Raw genomic sequence first — 16504 nt, forward strand, 5'->3', positions numbered from 1 at the left:
CCCCATACTGGAGGTCGCTGATGGCCCGTTCCTCTCACCCGAAGAAAGAGGTCGAGGATGCGCTGCGACACGCCGAAGGGCAAGGCTGGCGTGTCGAAGTCGGCGGTAGCCATGCCTGGGGGCGGATGTACTGCCCGTACAACGATGAGGAATGCCGTTGCGGCGAGTTCTGCATTACCAGTGTATGGAGCACGCCGAAGAACCCCGGCAACCATGCCCGCGCCTTACGGCGCGCCGTGGACAACTGCACCATGGACCGCCAGCAGCGCGAGGCGGATGACGATGGCACCCAGGAATAGCGCGATGGAATACACCTTTACCCTCAAATACCAGCTCACCGATGACGACCGCGATTCGCAGACACTGGTCGAGCGCCTGGGTGAAGCCGGCTGCGACGATGCCCTGGTCGGCATCGGGCAGCCGGGGCGGCTGGCGCTGGAATTTACCCGCGAGGCGGTGGATGCAGATGAGGCAGTGCGCAGCGCGCTGGCCGATGTGCGCCGTGCCGCACCCTCGGCCCGGCTGATCGAAGTGGCGCCTGATCTGGTTGGGCTGACCGATGTGGCCGACATCGTGGGCGTGTCGCGGCAGAATATGCGCAAGCTGATGCTGGCCCATCCGGGTAGCTTCCCGGCGCCGGTGCATGAGGGCAGCGCGTCGATCTGGCATCTGGCGGATGTGCTGGGCTGGATGCAGGCCAAGGGCGGTTATGCCCTGGCGCGGGAGGTGCTGGACGTGGCGCGGGCCGCCCTGCAGGTCAACGTGGCCAAGGAAGGCCGGCGCTTGCCGCGCCTGGCGTTCGAGGAACTGGAAGCGCTGGTGGGCTGATGAAAAGCAGACCCCATGACGAAGCGATGGCCGAGCTGTACCGCAGCGACCCGGCGCTCGCGCTCGAAGTCATCAACGGTGTTCTGGAGGACGGCGACCAGGCCGAACTGCCGACTGTGCTGCGCCAGATGGCGCGGACGTTCGGTGCTGACGCTCGATCTTCCGCAGCCGATGAATTCTCGTATCGCTGATACGAGAATTTCGGCTCGGAGGTGCCACCAGCTTCCCATCAGAAAAGGTCGTCCTCGCACGCTTGCGGCGCTGTCGGACGATCCATTGATGGCTTCTTGACCATGGCCTCCAGTGCGTCAAGGGCCGCTTCGCGGAGCTTTCGGACGCGGGGCAGCAAATCGAACAGGGACAGCCCGAGCTGTGGCGACAGCAGTTCGACGATCAGCCGGTAATGCTCGTCCTCCCGCAAAACTTTCGTCTGGAACAACAGCCAAAAGCAGGACTCGCCCAGTTCCTGCCTGGAGGGCAAGTCCTCTATGGACCGCGACTCAGCGGCCTCGATGTAGGTGTCCACGATGGCTTCTGCCTCAAGCCACAATTCCGAAGCCGTCTCGTCATCGACGGGTTCCTTTTCTGCGAGCTCCCTGATATGCGCAAACGCAGCGGCCTCATCGGCCTGCTTGTAGACCTTGCTGCTGGAAATTCCCATTCTGTTCTCCGATCCGTTTCTGTCGCTGCGATGGCGCATCAGATTAGCGTCACGACGGATTGGTGAGTGAAGTGCTTGTTTTTTAGGGGGAGTGTTCAGATAGCCGTCTGCTGGACGCGCCGGCTCAGTGCTTCCGCACTTTCCTTGCGCTCGCTGTAGCGGTCCACGAGGTACGGCGCCGCATCGCGCGTGAGCAGGGTGAACTTCATCAGCTCCTCCATCACGTCCGCGATGCGGTCATAGTAGGCCGAGGGCTTCATGCGCCCGGCCTCGTCGAACTCCTGGTACGCCTTGGCGACCGAGGACTGGTTGGGGATGGTCAGCATCCGCATCCAGCGGCCCAGCACGCGCATCTGGTTGACGGCGTTGAAGGACTGCGAGCCGCCCGAGACCTGCATCACCGCCAGCGTCTTGCCCTGCGTCGGGCGCACTGCGCCGGCCGACAGCGGAATCCAGTCGATCTGCGTCTTCATCAACCCCGTCATGGCCCCATGGCGCTCGGGCGAACTCCACACCATGCCTTCGGCCCACTGGGCCAGCTCGTGCAGTTCCTTGACCTTGGGATGGTCGGCGGGTGCATCGTCCACCAGTGGCAGGCCCGAGGGATTGAACATGCGCGTCTCACCGCCGAGCGCGCGCAGGATGCGAGCCGCTTCCTCAGCGGCCAAGCGACTGAACGAGCGCTCGCGTAGCGAGCCATAGAGCAATAGGAAGCGCGGCGCGTGCGTGGCGCGCTCGGGTGTCAGCAGCCGTTGGGTATCGGGCAGTTGGAATAGCGCGGTGTCGATATTGGGTAGGTCGATTCTGGATTCAGACACGGCGGCCTTCCGCGTCCACGACCGCTTCGCCGTCTTCCTTGTTGAACGCGCCGCGCTGTGATTGCGGCAGGATGTCCAGCACGGCCTCCGAAGGCCGGCACAGCCGCGTGCCCAGCGGCGTCACCACGATAGGGCGGTTGATCAGAATGGGATGCTGGAGCATGCAGTCGATCAACTGCGCATCGCTCCACTTCGGGTCATCGAGGCCGAGTTCCGCGTAGGGCGTGCCCTTCTCGCGCAATACCGCGCGCACCGGCACGCCCATGTCCGTGATCAGGCGTTGCAGGGTTTCGCGGTCGGGCGGTGTCTTCAGGTATTCGATGACCGTGGGTTCCTCGCCGCTGTTGCGGATCAGGGCCAGCACGTTGCGCGACGTGCCGCAGACGGGGTTGTGATATATCGTGATACTGCTCATGGGAAATGCCTTGCTTATCTGCGGGCAGGGTTCGGGCCGCACTCATACCAGCCCTTGCTTTGGTTGACGATCCGAACGACCAGCAGCATCACCGGCACCTCGATCAGCACGCCGACCACGGTGGCCAGCGCCGCGCCGGACTGGAAGCCGAACAGGCTGATGGCGGCCGCTACAGCCAGCTCGAAGAAGTTGGAGGCGCCGATCAACGCCGAGGGGCAAGCGATGCTGTGCTGCTCGCCGGCCTTGCGGCTGAGCCAATAGGCCAGGCCGGAGTTGAAGAACACCTGAATCAGGATCGGCACCGCCAGCATGGCGATGACCAGCGGCTGGCGGATGATGGCCTCGCCCTGGAAGGCGAACAGCAGCACCAGCGTGAGCAGCAGCGCCGCGATCGACAGCGGGCCGATGCGCTCCAGCGCCCGGTCGAAGGCGGCTTGGCCCTTGTTCAGCAGAGCACGGCGCCAGAGCTGGGCCAGGATGACCGGAATCACGATGTACAGGCCGACCGATACCAGCAGCGTGGCCCACGGCACCGTGATGGACGACAGGCCCAGCAGCAGGCCGACAATGGGCGCGAAGGCAAACACCATGATGGTGTCGTTCAGCGCCACCTGCGACAGCGTGAATACCGGATCGCCCCCGGTCAGCCGGCTCCAGACGAACACCATCGCCGTGCAGGGCGCGGCGGCCAGCAGGATGAGGCCGGCAACGTAGCTGTCGAGCTGGTCGGCCGGCAGCCACTGAGCGAAGACCTGGCGGACGAAGATCCAGGCCAGCAGCGCCATCGAGAACGGTTTGACCGCCCAGTTGACGAACAGCGTCACGCCGATGCCGCGCCAGTGCTGCTTGACCTGGCCCAGCGCACCGAAGTCCACCTTCAGCAGCATCGGCACGATCATGATCCAGATCAGCAGACCGACCGGCAGATTAACCTGGGCGATCTCCATGCGGCCAATGGCCTGAAATACGTTGGGTGCGAACTGGCCCAGCGCGATGCCGGCGACGATGCACAGCAGCACCCACACGCTCAGGTAGCGCTCGAAGACGCTCATGGTGGAGGTGGCCGGCACGCGGCCGGCCGTTTGGGTTCCAACACTCATCGCGCAGACCTCACTTCGTACCAATGCTGCGCAGCTCGTGCTGCAGCGACATGGCATCGAGCCGCTGCAATGGCAGCGACAGGAACAGCTCAATGCGCCGGCGCAAGGTCAGCGCCGCATCCGTGAACGCCTTGCGCTTCTGCTCGTCGGTGCCTTCAACGGCTGCAGGATCAGGCACACCCCAATGCGCTGACATCGGGCGCCCAGGCCATACGGGGCAGACCTCGCCGGCGGCGTTGTCGCACACCGTGAAGATGAAATCCAGCTCCGGTGCACCGGGCGCCGCGAACTCGTCCCAGTTCTTGCTGCGGTAGCCGACGATCGGCATATGCAGCCGTTCCAGCGTGGCAAGCGCCAGCGGGTGGACTTCGCCCTTGGGGTGGCTGCCCGCCGAGTAGGCGCGAAAGCGCCCCTGGCCCAATTCATTGAGGATGCCTTCGGCCAGGATGGAGCGGGCCGAGTTACCCGTGCAGATGAACAGGGCGTTGTAGGTCTTGTTGGTGGTCATGGATGTCTCACATCAGCAGCAGGACGAAGCCGGCTTCACCGCAACGCCCACCGGCTTGCCGCGCGCCGGGGCGCAGCAGGCTGCGGCAGAACCCGTTGCAGGCGCCGCTTCGTTGAAGACCGGGATGCTGCCCAGCGTATGAAAGTGTTCCCAGGCCACGCCCTGCGGATCGGTGATCCAGTGCTTCTCGCTGCGCGCGTAGCAGCAGGTGGTGGTGCCTTCGTCGAGCAGCGCCATGTCGGCCGCCTCGGCGCGTGCCTTCAGCACGGCCAATTCCTCCGCATCGTCGGTCTGGATGCCCAGATGGTCGATGCCTGGTTTGTTGCCCCGTGTGGAGATAGCGAAGTTGACCGGCGGGTCTTCGAGCATCCACTTGGCGTAGTCGCCCTCGACACGCGCGGGCTGCGCGGCGAACAGTTGGGAATAGAAGCCGATGCTGCGGTTCAGGTCATCGACGTGCAGGTGAACGTGAAAGCGCTTCATGGGGAGATCCTTTCAGCAGGAAGTACAGGCAGAGGAGGAATCACTGACCTCGCATGTGCTGCCTTGGCAGCAGTGCTCGGTCAGGTAGCCGAGCAGTCCGTTCATCTGGGTGAAGTCGGCGCGGTAGATCAGGTTGCGGCCCTGCTGCTCGATGGTGACCAGGCCGGCATGGGCCAGCTCCTTCAGGTGGAAGGACAGGGAATTGCGGGCCACGTCGAGCTGGTCGGCGAGGGCGCTGGGTGTCAGCCCTTCGGGGCCGGCGACCACCAGGGCGCGGAAAACCCGCAGGCGCTGGGTGTGGGCCAGGGCGCCGAGGGCGGAAACGGCTTGGGTCTCTTTCATATTTCGATAATACAACATTTATTGAATTAATGTGCAAAAGGGCACTATCGCGCCGAATTGTGGCCATCCGGTCTTGATCCCATCGCGCCTCCGGCTCAATACCTTAAATCTGGTTCGCGCGCCGCGCTTGCCTGTCCGCCCCTTCGCCGCGAGGTGAACGGCCGAACTTCTCCGCTCAACAGCAGTGCAATGCCGCGATCAGCGGGCAGGACACATTGCCATGGTGCGCGTCGCATTCACCCACCAATTTCGACAATGCCGCCTCAATCCGTGTGAGGTCCACCAGGCGGGCGCGCACATCGGCCAGCCGCAGCGAGGCCAGCTCCGCCGCCTCATTGCAATGGGTGCCGTCCTCAAGTTTCAGAAGCTGGCCGATTTCATCCAGGCTGAACCCCAGGCGCTGGGCTGACTTCACGAACTTCACCCGCGCCACATCTGCCGGCCCGTAGCGGCGGATGCGGCCGTAGGCCCGCTCCGGCTGGGGCAACAAGCCCTTGAGCTGATAGAACCGGATCGTCTCCACATTGACTGTGGCCGCCTTGGCAAAGGCGCCGATGGTCAGATTGTCCGAGGCGCTTTCCATGACGCTTGACTCCGTAGTTGACTACGGAAGTAACCTTACAGCATCAAGCGAAGTCCCGGAAGGAAAACCATATGTCGGAACCCAAGAGCGGGCGTGGCGCCCTGGCCGCTGGCGGCCTCGCCGCCATTCTTGCGTTGGCCTGTTGCCTCGGCCCCCTCATCTTGGTCTTGCTCGGTTTCTCGGGCGCCTGGATCGCCAACCTGGCCGTGTTGGAACCCTACCGGCCGATTTTCATCGGCGCGGCCCTGATGGCGCTGTTTTTCGCCTGGCGCAGCATCTTCCGGCCGGTTCACGCCTGCAAGCCGGATGAGGTCTGCGCCGTGCCCCGCGTGCGGACGGCCTACAAGATCATTTTCTGGATCGTGGTCGCGCTGGTCTTGATTGCCCTCGCTTTTCCGTACGTCCTGCCGTTGTTCTATTGAGAGGAATCCACCGTGAAGAAACTTGCCACCGCTATTGCCCTGGCCGTTACCCTGGGCGCTCCGGCGTGGGCCGCCACCAAGACCGTCACACTGTCGGTGCCCGATATGACCTGCGCGTCGTGTCCGATCACGGTCAAGATGGCCCTGTTCAAGGTGGCCGGGGTCCAGAAGACCGAGGTCAGCTATGAAAAGCGGGAAGCCGTCGTGACCTTCGACGATGCCAAGACCAACGCCGGGGCCTTGGCCAAGGCCACCGCAAACGCGGGCTACCCCGCCACCGTCAAGCAGTGAGGTTGCCCGCCATGGCCGAAGCGATCGCCTTGCACATCGACGGCATGACCTGCGCGTCGTGCGCCGAGCACGTCAGAGAGGCGCTGGAGAAGGTGCCCGGGGTGCGCTCGGCCTCGGTGTCCTATCCGCGGCGACGGGCCGAGGTCGAGGCGGATGCGGACATGAACCATGGTCCGCTGGTCGCGGCGATGGCCGCGCTCGGTTACCGCGCACGGGTGTCCGACACGCCGAACAAGGCTGCGGGCTTGTTGGGCAAGGCGCTGGGCTGGCTGGGCAGCGAACCGAGTCACGGTGGTGGCGAGCGGGCGCTGCATGTGGCCGTGATCGGCAGTGGCGGCGCGGCGATGGCGGCGGCACTCAAGGCGGTCGAGCGAGGCGCGCGCGTGACGCTAATCGAGCGGAGCACCATCGGCGGCACCTGCGTCAATGTCGGCTGCGTGCCGTCCAAAATCATGATCCGCGCCGCGCACATTGCGCATCTGCGCCGGGAAAGCCCGTTCGATGCCGGCCTGCCGCCCACGCCGCCGTCCATTCTGCGCGAGCGGCTGCTGGCCCAGCAACAAGGCCGCGTCGATGCGCTGCGCCATGCCAAGTACGAAGGCATCCTGCAGAGCACCCCGGCTATCACCGTGCTGCATGGCGAGGCCCGTTTCATGAATGAAAACTGCCTGACCGTGCAACTGGCGGAAGGCGGTGAGCGCACGGTGGCCTTCGACCGCTGTCTCATCGCCACTGGTGCGAGCCCCGCGCTCCCGCCGATTCCTGGCTTGAAGGGCACTCCCTACTGGACCTCCACCGAGGCGCTGGCGAGCGATGCCATTCCCTCGCGGCTGGCCGTGATCGGTTCGTCGGTGGTGGCAGTCGAATTGGCGCAAGCCTTTGCCCGGCTGGGCAGCCAGGTCACGATCCTCGCGCGCAGCACACTGCTCTTTCGCGAAGACCCCGCCGTCGCCGAAGCCGTCACGGCCGCGTTCCGTGCCGAGGGCATCGAGGTGCTGGAGCATGTCCAGGCCAGTCGAGTCGCCCATGCAGAGGAAGAGTTCATCTTGACGACGGATCGCGGCGAGCTGCGCGCCGACAAGCTGCTCATTGCCACGGGGCGCGCGCCGAACACCCGCACGCTGAACCTCGAAGCGGCGGGCATCGAGGTCAATCCCCAGGGGGCCATCCTCGTCAGCCACACCATGCGTACCAGCGCGCCGCACATCTACGCGGCCGGCGACTGCACCGACCAGCCGCAATTCGTCTACGTCGCGGCGGCGGCCGGCACGCGCGCCGCCATCAACATGACCGGCGGCGACGCGACGCTGGACCTGACGGCGATGCCGGCCGTGGTGTTCACCGATCCGCAGGTGGCGACGGTGGGCTACAGCGAGGCGCAAGCGCGCCACGACGGCGTCGAGACCGACAGCCGCACGCTCACGCTCGACAACGTGCCGAGGGCGCTGGCCAACTTCGACACGCGCGGCTTCATCAAGCTGGTTGCCGAGGCCGGCACCGGACGGCTGATCGGCGTGCAGGCGGTCGCGCAGGAAGCGGGCGAACTGATCCAGACGGCGGCGCTGGCGATCCGCAACCGGATGACCGTGCAGGAGCTGGCCGATCAGCTATTCCCCTACCTGACGATGGTCGAGGGCCTGAAGCTCGCGGCGCAGACCTTCAGCAAGGACGTGAAGCAGCTGTCCTGCTGTGCCGGATAGCGTCATCTCTTGCTGAGCGCGATTTTTTCCAGGAGTCACGCTCGGCAGTGACGCCGGCTTGTTTCACGCGGGCCGGGGATTTCGCGCCTTCACGGCGTTCATGGCAAAGCCTGCCAGAGCAACGGCAAGCACCACGGCTTGCGCAATGGCGGTTTCCGCTGACGGATAGATGCCAAGCACTTCGATGCGCGGCCAATGGATCGGGCTGGCGCTCAACCGGCCGGCCTCCTGGAGGCCGGCAACCCCCTTGCCGGCGAGCACGACCGCGAGCACCGCTACCAGGATCGAGCTGAGACTGAAGAATTTGCCGATCGGCATGCGGGCGCTGGTGCGCAGCATGAACCATGCGAGGACGGCCAGAACGGCCACTCCGCCCACCAATCCACCGAGCAGGGCTCCATTGTTGCCGTCGCCGGCCAGGGCCGAATAGAAAAGCACCGTCTCGAAAACTTCGCGGTAGACCGCAATGAACGACAAGGCGAACAATGCCCATGCCGAACGCCGCGTCATGGCTGCGGAGAGTTTTTCCTTCAGGTAGGCCTGCCACTTGCCCGCCGTGCTTTTCTGGTGCATCCAGAGCCCGACGCTCAGCAGCACAACGGCCGCAAACAGGGATGAAACCCCCTCGGTCACCTCACGGCTTGCGCCGCTGATGCTCACGAAGTAGGTGGCCACCGCCCAGGTCAGGCCACCGCAAGCCAGTGCGGCCATCCAGCCGCCATGCACATAGCCCAGCACATCGCGCCGTTCTGCCTTCTTCAGGAAGGCCAGCATGCCCACGACGATCAACAGCGCTTCAACCCCTTCGCGCAGCAGGATGGTGAGGGAGGCGATGAACGTGGTCAGCGGGTCTGCCTTGTCCGCGCCGAGTTCGGCGTCCACCTGGGCAAAGAGATAGTCCAGCTTCTGCGCCGTGGCATCGGCTTGTTCCAGTTTCCCGCCGGCGAGCGCGCCGCGATAGGCCAGCATGGCGTTTTCGACTTCCGTGAGAAGTGTCTGGTTGCGTGCGCGCAATGCCGGCTCCAGAGGCTCAAATCCATCCAGGTAGGCCGACAGGCCCAGGCGCGTTGCGCTGGCCCGGTCGCCCGCGCGCGCCGCGGCAAGGCTCTCCTGAAGGCGTGTGCGGGCCAAGGCCAGTCCGCCCGAGCCGCTCGCGGCAGCGGTGACTTCCGGGTGGCGGCGAACATAGGCGGTGAGGTCGCGGGCTGCGTCCGGGGGCATCCGCTCGGACAAGGCGGCTTCGGTCAAGGTGGCGGCAGCAGCCAGGTCGGGAAAGACAGCCTTGGCGCTGGCGTCTCGCCCCCAGGACTGTTCGCCGCGTGCGCGCATGGCATCGTCATGCGACAGTGTGCCGGCGAAAAATGCCAATGCCCACCGATCCTCGTCGGAGAGCGTGGCGAAGCTGGGCATCGACGTGCTGGTCACGCCTTGAGAAATGACCTGGTACAGCGCGAGCACGCTGCGCGAACGGGCACGATCACGATCGGTGAAGGCGATCGGCGGCGGTTCGAGCTTGGCGCCGAGCGGGCCGTCGCCTGCACCGGTTGCCCCGTGGCATGCCGCGCAGTTGGCTTCAAACAGCACCTTGGCGCGTGCGAGATCCGGCGGCTGGGTCGGCGAGAGCGGAAACGGATAGGCTTTGACCAGCGCTGCGGCCAGCGAATGGGCGCTGTCGGCCACGGCCTTGGCGTCCGCCTTTGCGGCGATGAGGTCTCCGAGCGCTTTGGCCTGCCGCTGCAACTCGGGCAGCGCCGCAGTGCTCGGCAGTGCGGCAAGCTGCTGTGCGGCGGTTGCCGCGAACTCCTTCATCTCCTCGTACTCGCTGGCACTTTGAATCTGGCCGTTGCTCACCGCGCCGCCGTAGTCAACCGCGAGGTAGTCCAGCAATTGCCAGGTCTGCTTGGCCTGGTCGCTGGCGGCAGGGGCGGCAGCCCAGGCGGGAGAAGCCGACCAGAGTGCGAACAACGCGGCTATTGCCAGGAATCGCCTGGCGCAAAGAGAAAGCATTTTCATGATGTATAAATGTTATTGATTCTCATTTTATCGATGACTCGGACCACTGGGCGTTGCACGATGCAGTGCGAGCGAAGGTTCTAAAACGAAGATTTGCCTGTTGCCGGCGAAAAATGATGGGGCTAACTACGCCGCGCACCTTTCGCTGCACGTATGGCCCTGCGCCACGGCCTGTTGTGCAGAAGGCCTTCAACAGCGTCCACATGGGTCGTCGTCATCGCCAGTGAAAGGTTACGTGGCGACCGCTACCAAGATTAGCGTTCCCAGTGCAATGCGATACCACGCAAAAACTCCAAATCCATGTCCGGTCAAATAACGCATCAGAAGGCGTATCGCAAGCAGCGCAAATGCGAAAGAAGCAATGAAACCCATTGCAAAAACGCCGATGTCGTCGCTCGACAATGCGCCCCAGTGCTTGAAGAGGTTGTATACCGAGGCGGCCCCCAAGATTGGAATGCCGAGGAAAAACGAAAACTCCGTCGCAGCCTGCCGCGAAGCCCCGAACCATAGCCCGCCGATAATCGTCGCGCCTGAGCGCGAAGTACCCGGCCAGAGCGCAAGGCACTGCACGAAACCAATCTTCAGTGCGTCGATTCGGCTGATCTGTTCGGCACGCTCAGCCTTCACTTGCACGGGGCGTCGCTCAGCCCACAGGATCGCGATGCCACCGACAACGAGTGCGACGGCCACCGGCCCCGGACTGAAAAGCAGCCTCTGCACATGAGATCCAATCAGCAGTCCGAGCACTGCCGCGGGCATAAATGCAATGGCAAGGTTCACTAAAAACCGGCGGGAGCCTTGGTCGGCATGCGCTGAGACAACAACGCTTGCCAGACGAGCCCTATATTCCCAGATGACCGCGAGCATCGCGCCGAACTGGATGAACACTTCAAAGACGTCGCGCTTCTCTTTCGCAAGGAATGAGAGCGCATTGCCCGCTAGGATCAAATGCCCCGTCGAGGAGACTGGCAAGAATTCCGTGATGCCTTCGACGACGCCCATCATTAGCGTCTTGAGAACGAGTTCAGCGTGCATTTGCAGGCGGCAGTGGTAGCGCCGAGTGGGACATCGGTTTCTCCGAAGCCGTGCTCACGGCTCCGCATGTGTCAATGAAAATCTGGATCATCGTGCTGGCGAATGGGAATCTGCGCCGTTTCGGCCGCGGCCGCGAAACGCGGCGATCAGCAGAAGCCCCGCTCCCAGGGTGATGCCAACGTCGGCTGCATTGAACGCAGGCCAGTGCCAATCGCCCCAATGAAAATCGAGCCAGTCCACCACGGCCCCATGCCGCACTCGATCAAGAACATTGCCGAGCGCGCCGCCGAGAATTGCTGCATAGCCCACGGCCTCAGGTGTTGCAGTCTTCTCGCGGGCAATGAGCCAGGTGAGAAAGGCAGAAGCAGCGACGCCAATAACAATAAAAAAGCCGCGTTGCCACCCACCCGCCTGCGCCAAGAAGCTGAAGGCCGCGCCTGGATTCAGCCAATGCCCGATGTTGAACCATGGCGTGATTTCATGGGAGCCATACAAGGGAATCCACGCGACGATGGCCGCCTTGGTCGCTACGTCGGCGGCAAGCACCGTCACGGCCAACAGGTACATCCGCAAGACAGCCCTATCAATGGCCATGTGGCTTGATGTCCTCAGACGACCGCAGCAAGCGCATCCCATTGAAAACGACCGCCAGACTGGCACCCATGTCGGCCAGAATCGCCAGCCACAGACTTGCATGTCCAGTAAAGGCCAAGGCCATGAACACCGCCTTTGTTCCAAGCGCAAAGACGATGTTGGCCGTCAGGATGCCGGCTACGCGCTGTGACAGCCGGATGAACTCTGGAAGCTTGCGCAGGTTGTCCTGCATCAATGCGACGTCGGCCGTTTCGATTGCCGTGTCGGTGCCAGCTGCGCCCATTGCGAAGCCTATGCTCGACTTGGCCAATGCCGGTGCGTCGTTGACGCCGTCGCCCACCATGCCGACTGGCCCGCGTGAGAGCAGTTCTTCGATTGCCTGCAGCTTGTCCTGCGGCAGCAACTCGCCCTTGGCGCTGGTGATGCCGACCTGGGCAGCCACGGCTTGCGCGGTTTTCGCGTTATCGCCAGTCAACATGACTGGTTCGATTCCCAGCGACTTGAGTTCGGCGATCGCTTGCCGGCTGGTGTCGCGCACTGTGTCGGCCACGGCCAGCAGGGCGAGTACTTGCTGGTCCGTGGCGAGGAGCACAACGGTCTTGGCCTGGTACTCCAACGCATCGAGCTGAGTCTCGACCTCAAGTGTTGAAAGTCCCAGCTCTTTGATCAGCCGGTGGTTGCCGACGTAATAGACATCTCCATCGACGTTGCCTTTGACGCCGCGTCCAGGGATCGCCTCGAACTTGTCCACCTGGGCATGCGGTTGGTTGTAGCCCGCCACGATGGCGGTGGCCACAGGATGCTCCGACAGAGCATCGATGCTCGCTGCAATGCGCAGAACTTCTTCCTTCGGCAGGCCGCGCAGCGATATGACATCGGTCAGTGCGGGGCGCCCATGGGTCAGGGTCCCGGTCTTGTCCAGGGCCACCGATTTCAGGTGCCGCCCTTGTTCGAGGTAAAGACCGCCCTTGACCAGGATGCCTCGGCGTGCGGCAGCTGCCAGGCCGCTGACCACGGTAACCGGCGTGGAGATCACCAATGCGCAGGGGCAGGCAATGACCAGCATCACCAGCGCCTTGTAGACCCATTCGAACCAGGGCTGCCCGAAAGCGAGCGGAGGAATGACCGCCACGGCAAGGGCAAGCGCAAACACCGCGGGTGTATAGATGCCGGCGAACTTGTCCACGAAGCGTTGCGTGGGCGCGCGTTGTCCCTGCGCTTCCTGGACCGATCGTGCAATGCGGTCGAGGGTGGTTTCGCCCTTGCGCGAGGTAACGCGGAACTCCAGCGTGCCGCGCTCGTTGATGGTGCCGGCGAAGACCGTGGCACCGGCGGTCTTCTCCACCGGCATGCTTTCGCCGGTGATCGGCGCCTGGTTCACCGACGACTGTCCCGCGACGACTTCGCCATCCAGTGCGATGCGTTCGCCCGGACGCACCCGCACAACACTTCCGAGTGGCACGGTATCCGCCTTGACCTCGCGCCATTGACCGTCGGGCTGGCGCACCAATGCGTTCTCTGGCGCCAGGTCCATCAGCTTGCGGATGGCATTGCGGGCCCGATCCAGGCTCAAGGCCTCGATCATCTCGGCGATGCCGAAGAGCCAGATGACCACCGCCGCCTCGGGCCACTGGCCGATCAGCGCCGCGCCGATGACGGCGACCGTCATCAACAGGTTCATGTTCAGCGAACGCGTCTTCAGCGCGATCCAGCCCTTCTTGAGGGTCTCGACCCCACCCAGGCCGATGGCCGCGAGGCAAGCAAGAATGATGGGCCAGGAGGCCTCGGGAGCACCCGCGAAGACCATGGCCTCCGCGCCGAGCGCCAGCACGCCGGAGACCGCCATCCGAATCCATTGCCCGCGCGAGATGCCGGTGCCGAACTCACGGGGAGCGGATGGCGCCGGGTCGGAGGCGCTTTGGAGCACTGGAGCCATGCCGAGCCGCTCGATCGCGCTGGTCACCGGAGCCAGATCGACAAGCTCGTGGCTCACGGTCAGCGTGCGGCCCATCAGGTTGAAATCCAGGGCCTTCACCCCAGGCATGCCTTCGAGCGCCTTGCGCAGCAGGCCCTCCTCGGTCGGGCAGTCCATTTTTTCGATCAGGTACACGGCCTGGCCCTGCGGCCCGGTGTCGTCAGCGTGCTCAATGCTGGCCTTCATGCCTACATCGTTCAGGGCCTTGAGGATCGGCGCGGGGTCGGGCAGACGGTGCTGGACATCGAGCCGTCGCCCCATCAGGTCGAAATCCAGCCGTTCGATGCCATCGACCGCACCAAGGCGCTTGCGGATCGTTGCCTCTTCGGTAGGGCAATCCATGTTCGGAATAAGGAAGCGTGTACCGTTCCCTGTCGCCGGTGCCGGGGTTTGCGACGCCGCCGTGCTGGGGATGAGGGCTTCGACAGCGATTGGCATGCTGCCCGCCGTCTTTTCCACCGGCTTCATTCCCAGGCCTTCGATGGTCCTGGCAATCGGGGCTGTATCGGTCAGCGAATGGGTCACCGTCAGCGTGTGGGCCTTCAGATCGAAGTCCACCGCCTGCACGCCCGCCAGTGGCTCCAGCATCGAGCGCAACTGGCGCTCTTCGCTGGGACAGTCCATCTCCTTGATGAAGTAGATGACCTGCTGCGGCGCGGGTTCCACGACCGCCCGCATGCCGATGTCGTGCAGCGCGCGCAGGATGGCGTTCTGTCCAGCTGGTTCGTGTGTGACCTCAAGGCGGCGACGGGTCAAGTCGAAAGCCATATCCCGGACGCCATCGACCTGCGCCAAGCGCTTGCGAATCTGAGCCTCCTCGCTGGGGCAATCCATGTTGGCTATCCCGAAGTGGGTCACGAGTGGCTCAACGGTCGCCGCTGCGCTCATGGCGCTCGCTGAACAGCACGCCGTGGTGCAGGAGGTTTCGGTGTCTGCTTTCATGGATCGATCCGTTCTTCTTCAAGAGTCAGGTGGTGAGACGGGCCAGCTTTGCCAGTCTCCGCGCAGGAGAGCCAAAGCGCAGACGCCGACAGCGTTGCGACAGGTGCCGTTCCCCTTGTGCTTTCATTTACAAGGGCTATTTCACACCTTGGAGTAGCTCCAAGGTCAAGCGGCTACGATGCATGTCCTGACAACATGTGAGTGTTCTGCGATGAAAATTGGCGAGTTGAGCCACGCCACCGGCGTGGACACCGACACGATCCGGTTCTACGAGAGGACGGGGGTGTTGCCGCCGCCAGCTCGGCAGACCAATGGATACCGGGTATACGGGACGGAACACATCGATGGACTGTCCTTTGTCCGCCACTGCCGGGCCTTGGACATTCCTCTGGCCGATGTCAGGCGGCTCCTGAACTTCACATCCCGTCCGGATGAGGATTGCGCGGACATCAACCGGCTGGTCGACGAGCAGATTGCGAGGGTGCGTGCCCGCCTGACCAGCTTGAAAGCACTGGAAAGGCAACTGACGACGCTGCGCGCCCGCTGCTCCGCAGGACATCAAGCGAAAGAGTGCGGCATCCTTGGCGAGCTGGTCTCTGCAGCGCAGCGGGAAGCGTAGTCAAACAGATCTATCGATGGCGCAGGGCAAGACGCCTGTGCGCAAGCACTGGCAGCAGGCGAAGGCTGTGTTGACATGCGCCGGCAAGACCGCCTAAACTACGTACCAAACAACAGACATAGAGTCTTTTCGTCGTTCGATCGCCTGAGCCATTCTTTTCCCCATGCCGACCCATGCATTCACCATACGCAAACTCGCCGACGCGGCAGGCGTTGGCGTGGAGGCGGTGCGCTATTACCAGCGCGGTGGATTGCTGGCTGCGCCGGATCGCGTGGACGGCGGCTTCCGGCAGTATTCGGAGGACGATGTCCGTCGTCTGCGCTTCATCAAGCGGGCTCAGGCATTGGGGTACTCGCTGGAGGACATCGCCGAACTGATGTCCTTGAGTACCAAGCGTGATCGGCTGCGCGTGCGGGAAATCACCCGCGAACGCATCGCGGAGATCCGGGAGCGCGTGGCCGACCTGCAGTCGATGGCCTCGGCGCTGGAAAATCTGGCCGATTGCTGCGCCAAAGCGCCAGAAGGTTCGGCCTGTTCGATCATCGCCGCGCTGACCGGGGAGCAGGACTTAGATCCGGCCATCGCCGATCCGAGCCTCGTTGCGCAGGCAAGCGTTGCCGGCCGACGCAGATCCGTGCGGCCGGGCGCTGAAGCCTATCACCGCACTGATGGGGTGGCCGCATGACGATGACGCGCATGTTCAGGCGATTCGTCTGCCGGCTGATGCTCGGTGTGCTGGTCTTCGGCCAGTTGGCCATCGCTGCCTACGCCTGCCCCGCACTGTCGGGCATGCCGCAGTCGCTTCCGACGATGGCCCTGAATGCGTCGGCCGCGGCGATGCCCGGTGATGAGGCCGGTGCTGCGATGGCCGTGTCGCCCGACATGGTCGCAACGTCAGACATGGCCGCCATGGCGAGCTGCGACCAAATCGACGACAACGCCGCCAACTTGTGCGTAGAGCACTGCCGTTTCGGCCAGCAAAGCGCCGACCATGCGTCGGCCCCGACCGTACCCGCGGCGCTGCTGACGACCCTCTACACCCTTCCGGTGCAACCCGAGCCTCTCGGGCATGGCTGGCCTTCGGCCGACGTGATATTCCGGCGCGTCGCGGCGTCTCCGCCGCACGCCATCCTGCACTGCTGTTTTCGCATTTGATCTCCTGACGCTGGTGCGGC

General features: G+C 64.0%; 20 protein-coding genes and 1 pseudogene. 9 read left to right on the top strand and 12 right to left on the bottom strand.

Translation table 11 applies throughout. The features are described from left to right. Positions 1-20: 20 nt before the first annotated feature. The 3 genes and pseudogenes from BM070_RS08080 to BM070_RS08090 form a co-directional block, all read left to right on the top strand. Positions 21-299 carry a hypothetical protein gene (locus BM070_RS08080; RefSeq protein WP_012202428.1) on the top strand — a complete coding sequence of 93 codons (279 nt, stop codon included), beginning with the start codon at positions 21-23 and terminating at the stop codon, positions 297-299. 4 nt (positions 300-303) lie between these two features. Beyond that, positions 304-828 carry a helix-turn-helix transcriptional regulator gene (locus BM070_RS08085; protein WP_012202427.1) on the top strand — a complete coding sequence of 175 codons (525 nt, stop codon included), beginning with the start codon at positions 304-306 and terminating at the stop codon, positions 826-828. Further along, positions 828-974, top strand: a pseudogene (locus tag BM070_RS08090) (addiction module antidote protein); the annotation flags it as partial. The gene BM070_RS08085 and the pseudogene BM070_RS08090, both read left to right, overlap by 1 nt. Positions 975-1057: 83 nt before the next feature. Here BM070_RS08090 and BM070_RS08095 read toward each other — a convergent pair. The 8 genes from BM070_RS08095 to merR form a co-directional block, all read right to left on the bottom strand. Continuing rightward, positions 1058-1489 (bottom strand): hypothetical protein, encoded by a 432-nt coding sequence (locus tag BM070_RS08095; RefSeq protein WP_012202425.1) that lies wholly within the window; start codon positions 1487-1489, stop codon positions 1058-1060. A gap of 95 nt (positions 1490-1584) precedes the next feature. Then, positions 1585-2307, bottom strand: a complete 723-nt coding sequence (gene arsH, locus BM070_RS08100) for an arsenical resistance protein ArsH (RefSeq protein ID WP_012202424.1) — start codon at positions 2305-2307, stop codon at positions 1585-1587. Continuing rightward, positions 2300-2722 (bottom strand): arsenate reductase (glutaredoxin), encoded by a 423-nt coding sequence (arsC, locus tag BM070_RS08105; protein WP_012202423.1) that lies wholly within the window; start codon positions 2720-2722, stop codon positions 2300-2302. Before arsC ends, arsH begins: the two co-directional genes overlap by 8 nt. A 14-nt stretch (positions 2723-2736) precedes the next feature. Next, on the bottom strand, positions 2737-3822 hold the full coding sequence (gene arsB / locus BM070_RS08110) for an ACR3 family arsenite efflux transporter (RefSeq protein ID WP_012202422.1): 1086 nt from the start codon (positions 3820-3822) through the stop codon (positions 2737-2739). A gap of 10 nt (positions 3823-3832) precedes the next feature. Beyond that, positions 3833-4330, bottom strand: coding sequence for an arsenate reductase ArsC (locus BM070_RS08115; protein WP_012202421.1), 498 nt, complete (start codon positions 4328-4330; stop codon positions 3833-3835). A 12-nt stretch (positions 4331-4342) separates the two neighbouring features. After that, positions 4343-4813: an ArsI/CadI family heavy metal resistance metalloenzyme gene (locus tag BM070_RS08120; protein WP_012202420.1), complete on the bottom strand. Its 471-nt coding sequence runs from the start codon at positions 4811-4813 to the stop codon at positions 4343-4345. Positions 4814-4825: 12 nt separating this feature from the next. Beyond that, positions 4826-5155, bottom strand: a complete 330-nt coding sequence (locus tag BM070_RS08125) for an ArsR/SmtB family transcription factor (RefSeq protein ID WP_016451582.1) — start codon at positions 5153-5155, stop codon at positions 4826-4828. Positions 5156-5330: 175 nt separating this feature from the next. Next, on the bottom strand, positions 5331-5738 hold the full coding sequence (gene merR / locus BM070_RS08130; RefSeq protein WP_012202418.1) for a mercury resistance transcriptional regulator MerR: 408 nt from the start codon (positions 5736-5738) through the stop codon (positions 5331-5333). Between the two features lie 71 nt (positions 5739-5809). Between merR and merT the strand changes: the two genes are divergently transcribed. Genes merT through merA form a run of 3 tightly spaced genes read left to right on the top strand, consistent with a single transcriptional unit; the run spans position 5810 to position 8151 of the window. Beyond that, positions 5810-6160, top strand: coding sequence for a mercuric ion transporter MerT (merT, locus tag BM070_RS08135; RefSeq protein ID WP_046239654.1), 351 nt, complete (start codon positions 5810-5812; stop codon positions 6158-6160). A gap of 12 nt (positions 6161-6172) precedes the next feature. Next, on the top strand, positions 6173-6451 hold the full coding sequence (gene merP / locus BM070_RS08140; protein ID WP_012202416.1) for a mercury resistance system periplasmic binding protein MerP: 279 nt from the start codon (positions 6173-6175) through the stop codon (positions 6449-6451). Between the two features lie 11 nt (positions 6452-6462). Beyond that, positions 6463-8151 carry a mercury(II) reductase gene (gene merA, locus BM070_RS08145; RefSeq protein ID WP_047219395.1) on the top strand — a complete coding sequence of 563 codons (1689 nt, stop codon included), beginning with the start codon at positions 6463-6465 and terminating at the stop codon, positions 8149-8151. Positions 8152-8214: 63 nt separating this feature from the next. Here the strand turns inward: merA and BM070_RS08150 are convergent, their stop codons facing one another. From BM070_RS08150 to BM070_RS08165, 4 genes are all read right to left on the bottom strand, one after another. Continuing rightward, positions 8215-10164, bottom strand: a complete 1950-nt coding sequence (locus tag BM070_RS08150) for a cytochrome c/FTR1 family iron permease (RefSeq protein WP_012202414.1) — start codon at positions 10162-10164, stop codon at positions 8215-8217. Between the two features lie 231 nt (positions 10165-10395). After that, entirely contained in the window at positions 10396-11199 is an 804-nt protein-coding gene (locus tag BM070_RS08155; RefSeq protein ID WP_012202413.1) for an undecaprenyl-diphosphate phosphatase, read from the bottom strand. Positions 11200-11286: 87 nt separating this feature from the next. Then, a complete protein-coding gene (gene lspA / locus BM070_RS08160; protein WP_016451581.1) occupies positions 11287-11793 on the bottom strand; it encodes a signal peptidase II in 507 nt (168 codons plus the stop codon). After that, entirely contained in the window at positions 11783-14656 is a 2874-nt protein-coding gene (locus BM070_RS08165) for a heavy metal translocating P-type ATPase (RefSeq protein ID WP_174484806.1), read from the bottom strand. Before BM070_RS08165 ends, lspA begins: the two co-directional genes overlap by 11 nt. 265 nt (positions 14657-14921) lie before the next feature. Between BM070_RS08165 and cadR the strand changes: the two genes are divergently transcribed. The 3 genes from cadR to BM070_RS08180 all read left to right on the top strand — a co-directional run bounded on the left by cadR (position 14922) and on the right by BM070_RS08180 (position 16484). After that, a complete protein-coding gene (gene cadR / locus BM070_RS08170; RefSeq protein ID WP_016451579.1) occupies positions 14922-15329 on the top strand; it encodes a Cd(II)/Pb(II)-responsive transcriptional regulator in 408 nt (135 codons plus the stop codon). A 163-nt stretch (positions 15330-15492) separates the two neighbouring features. Next, positions 15493-16014, top strand: a complete 522-nt coding sequence (locus tag BM070_RS08175) for a MerR family transcriptional regulator (RefSeq protein ID WP_012202409.1) — start codon at positions 15493-15495, stop codon at positions 16012-16014. Then, entirely contained in the window at positions 16011-16484 is a 474-nt protein-coding gene (locus tag BM070_RS08180) for a hypothetical protein (RefSeq protein WP_012202408.1), read from the top strand. Before BM070_RS08175 ends, BM070_RS08180 begins: the two co-directional genes overlap by 4 nt. Positions 16485-16504 lie beyond the last annotated feature (20 nt).

The sequence above is a fragment of the Paracidovorax wautersii genome (assembly GCF_900113035.1).
GTDB classification, from domain to species: domain Bacteria; phylum Pseudomonadota; class Gammaproteobacteria; order Burkholderiales; family Burkholderiaceae_C; genus Paracidovorax; species Paracidovorax wautersii.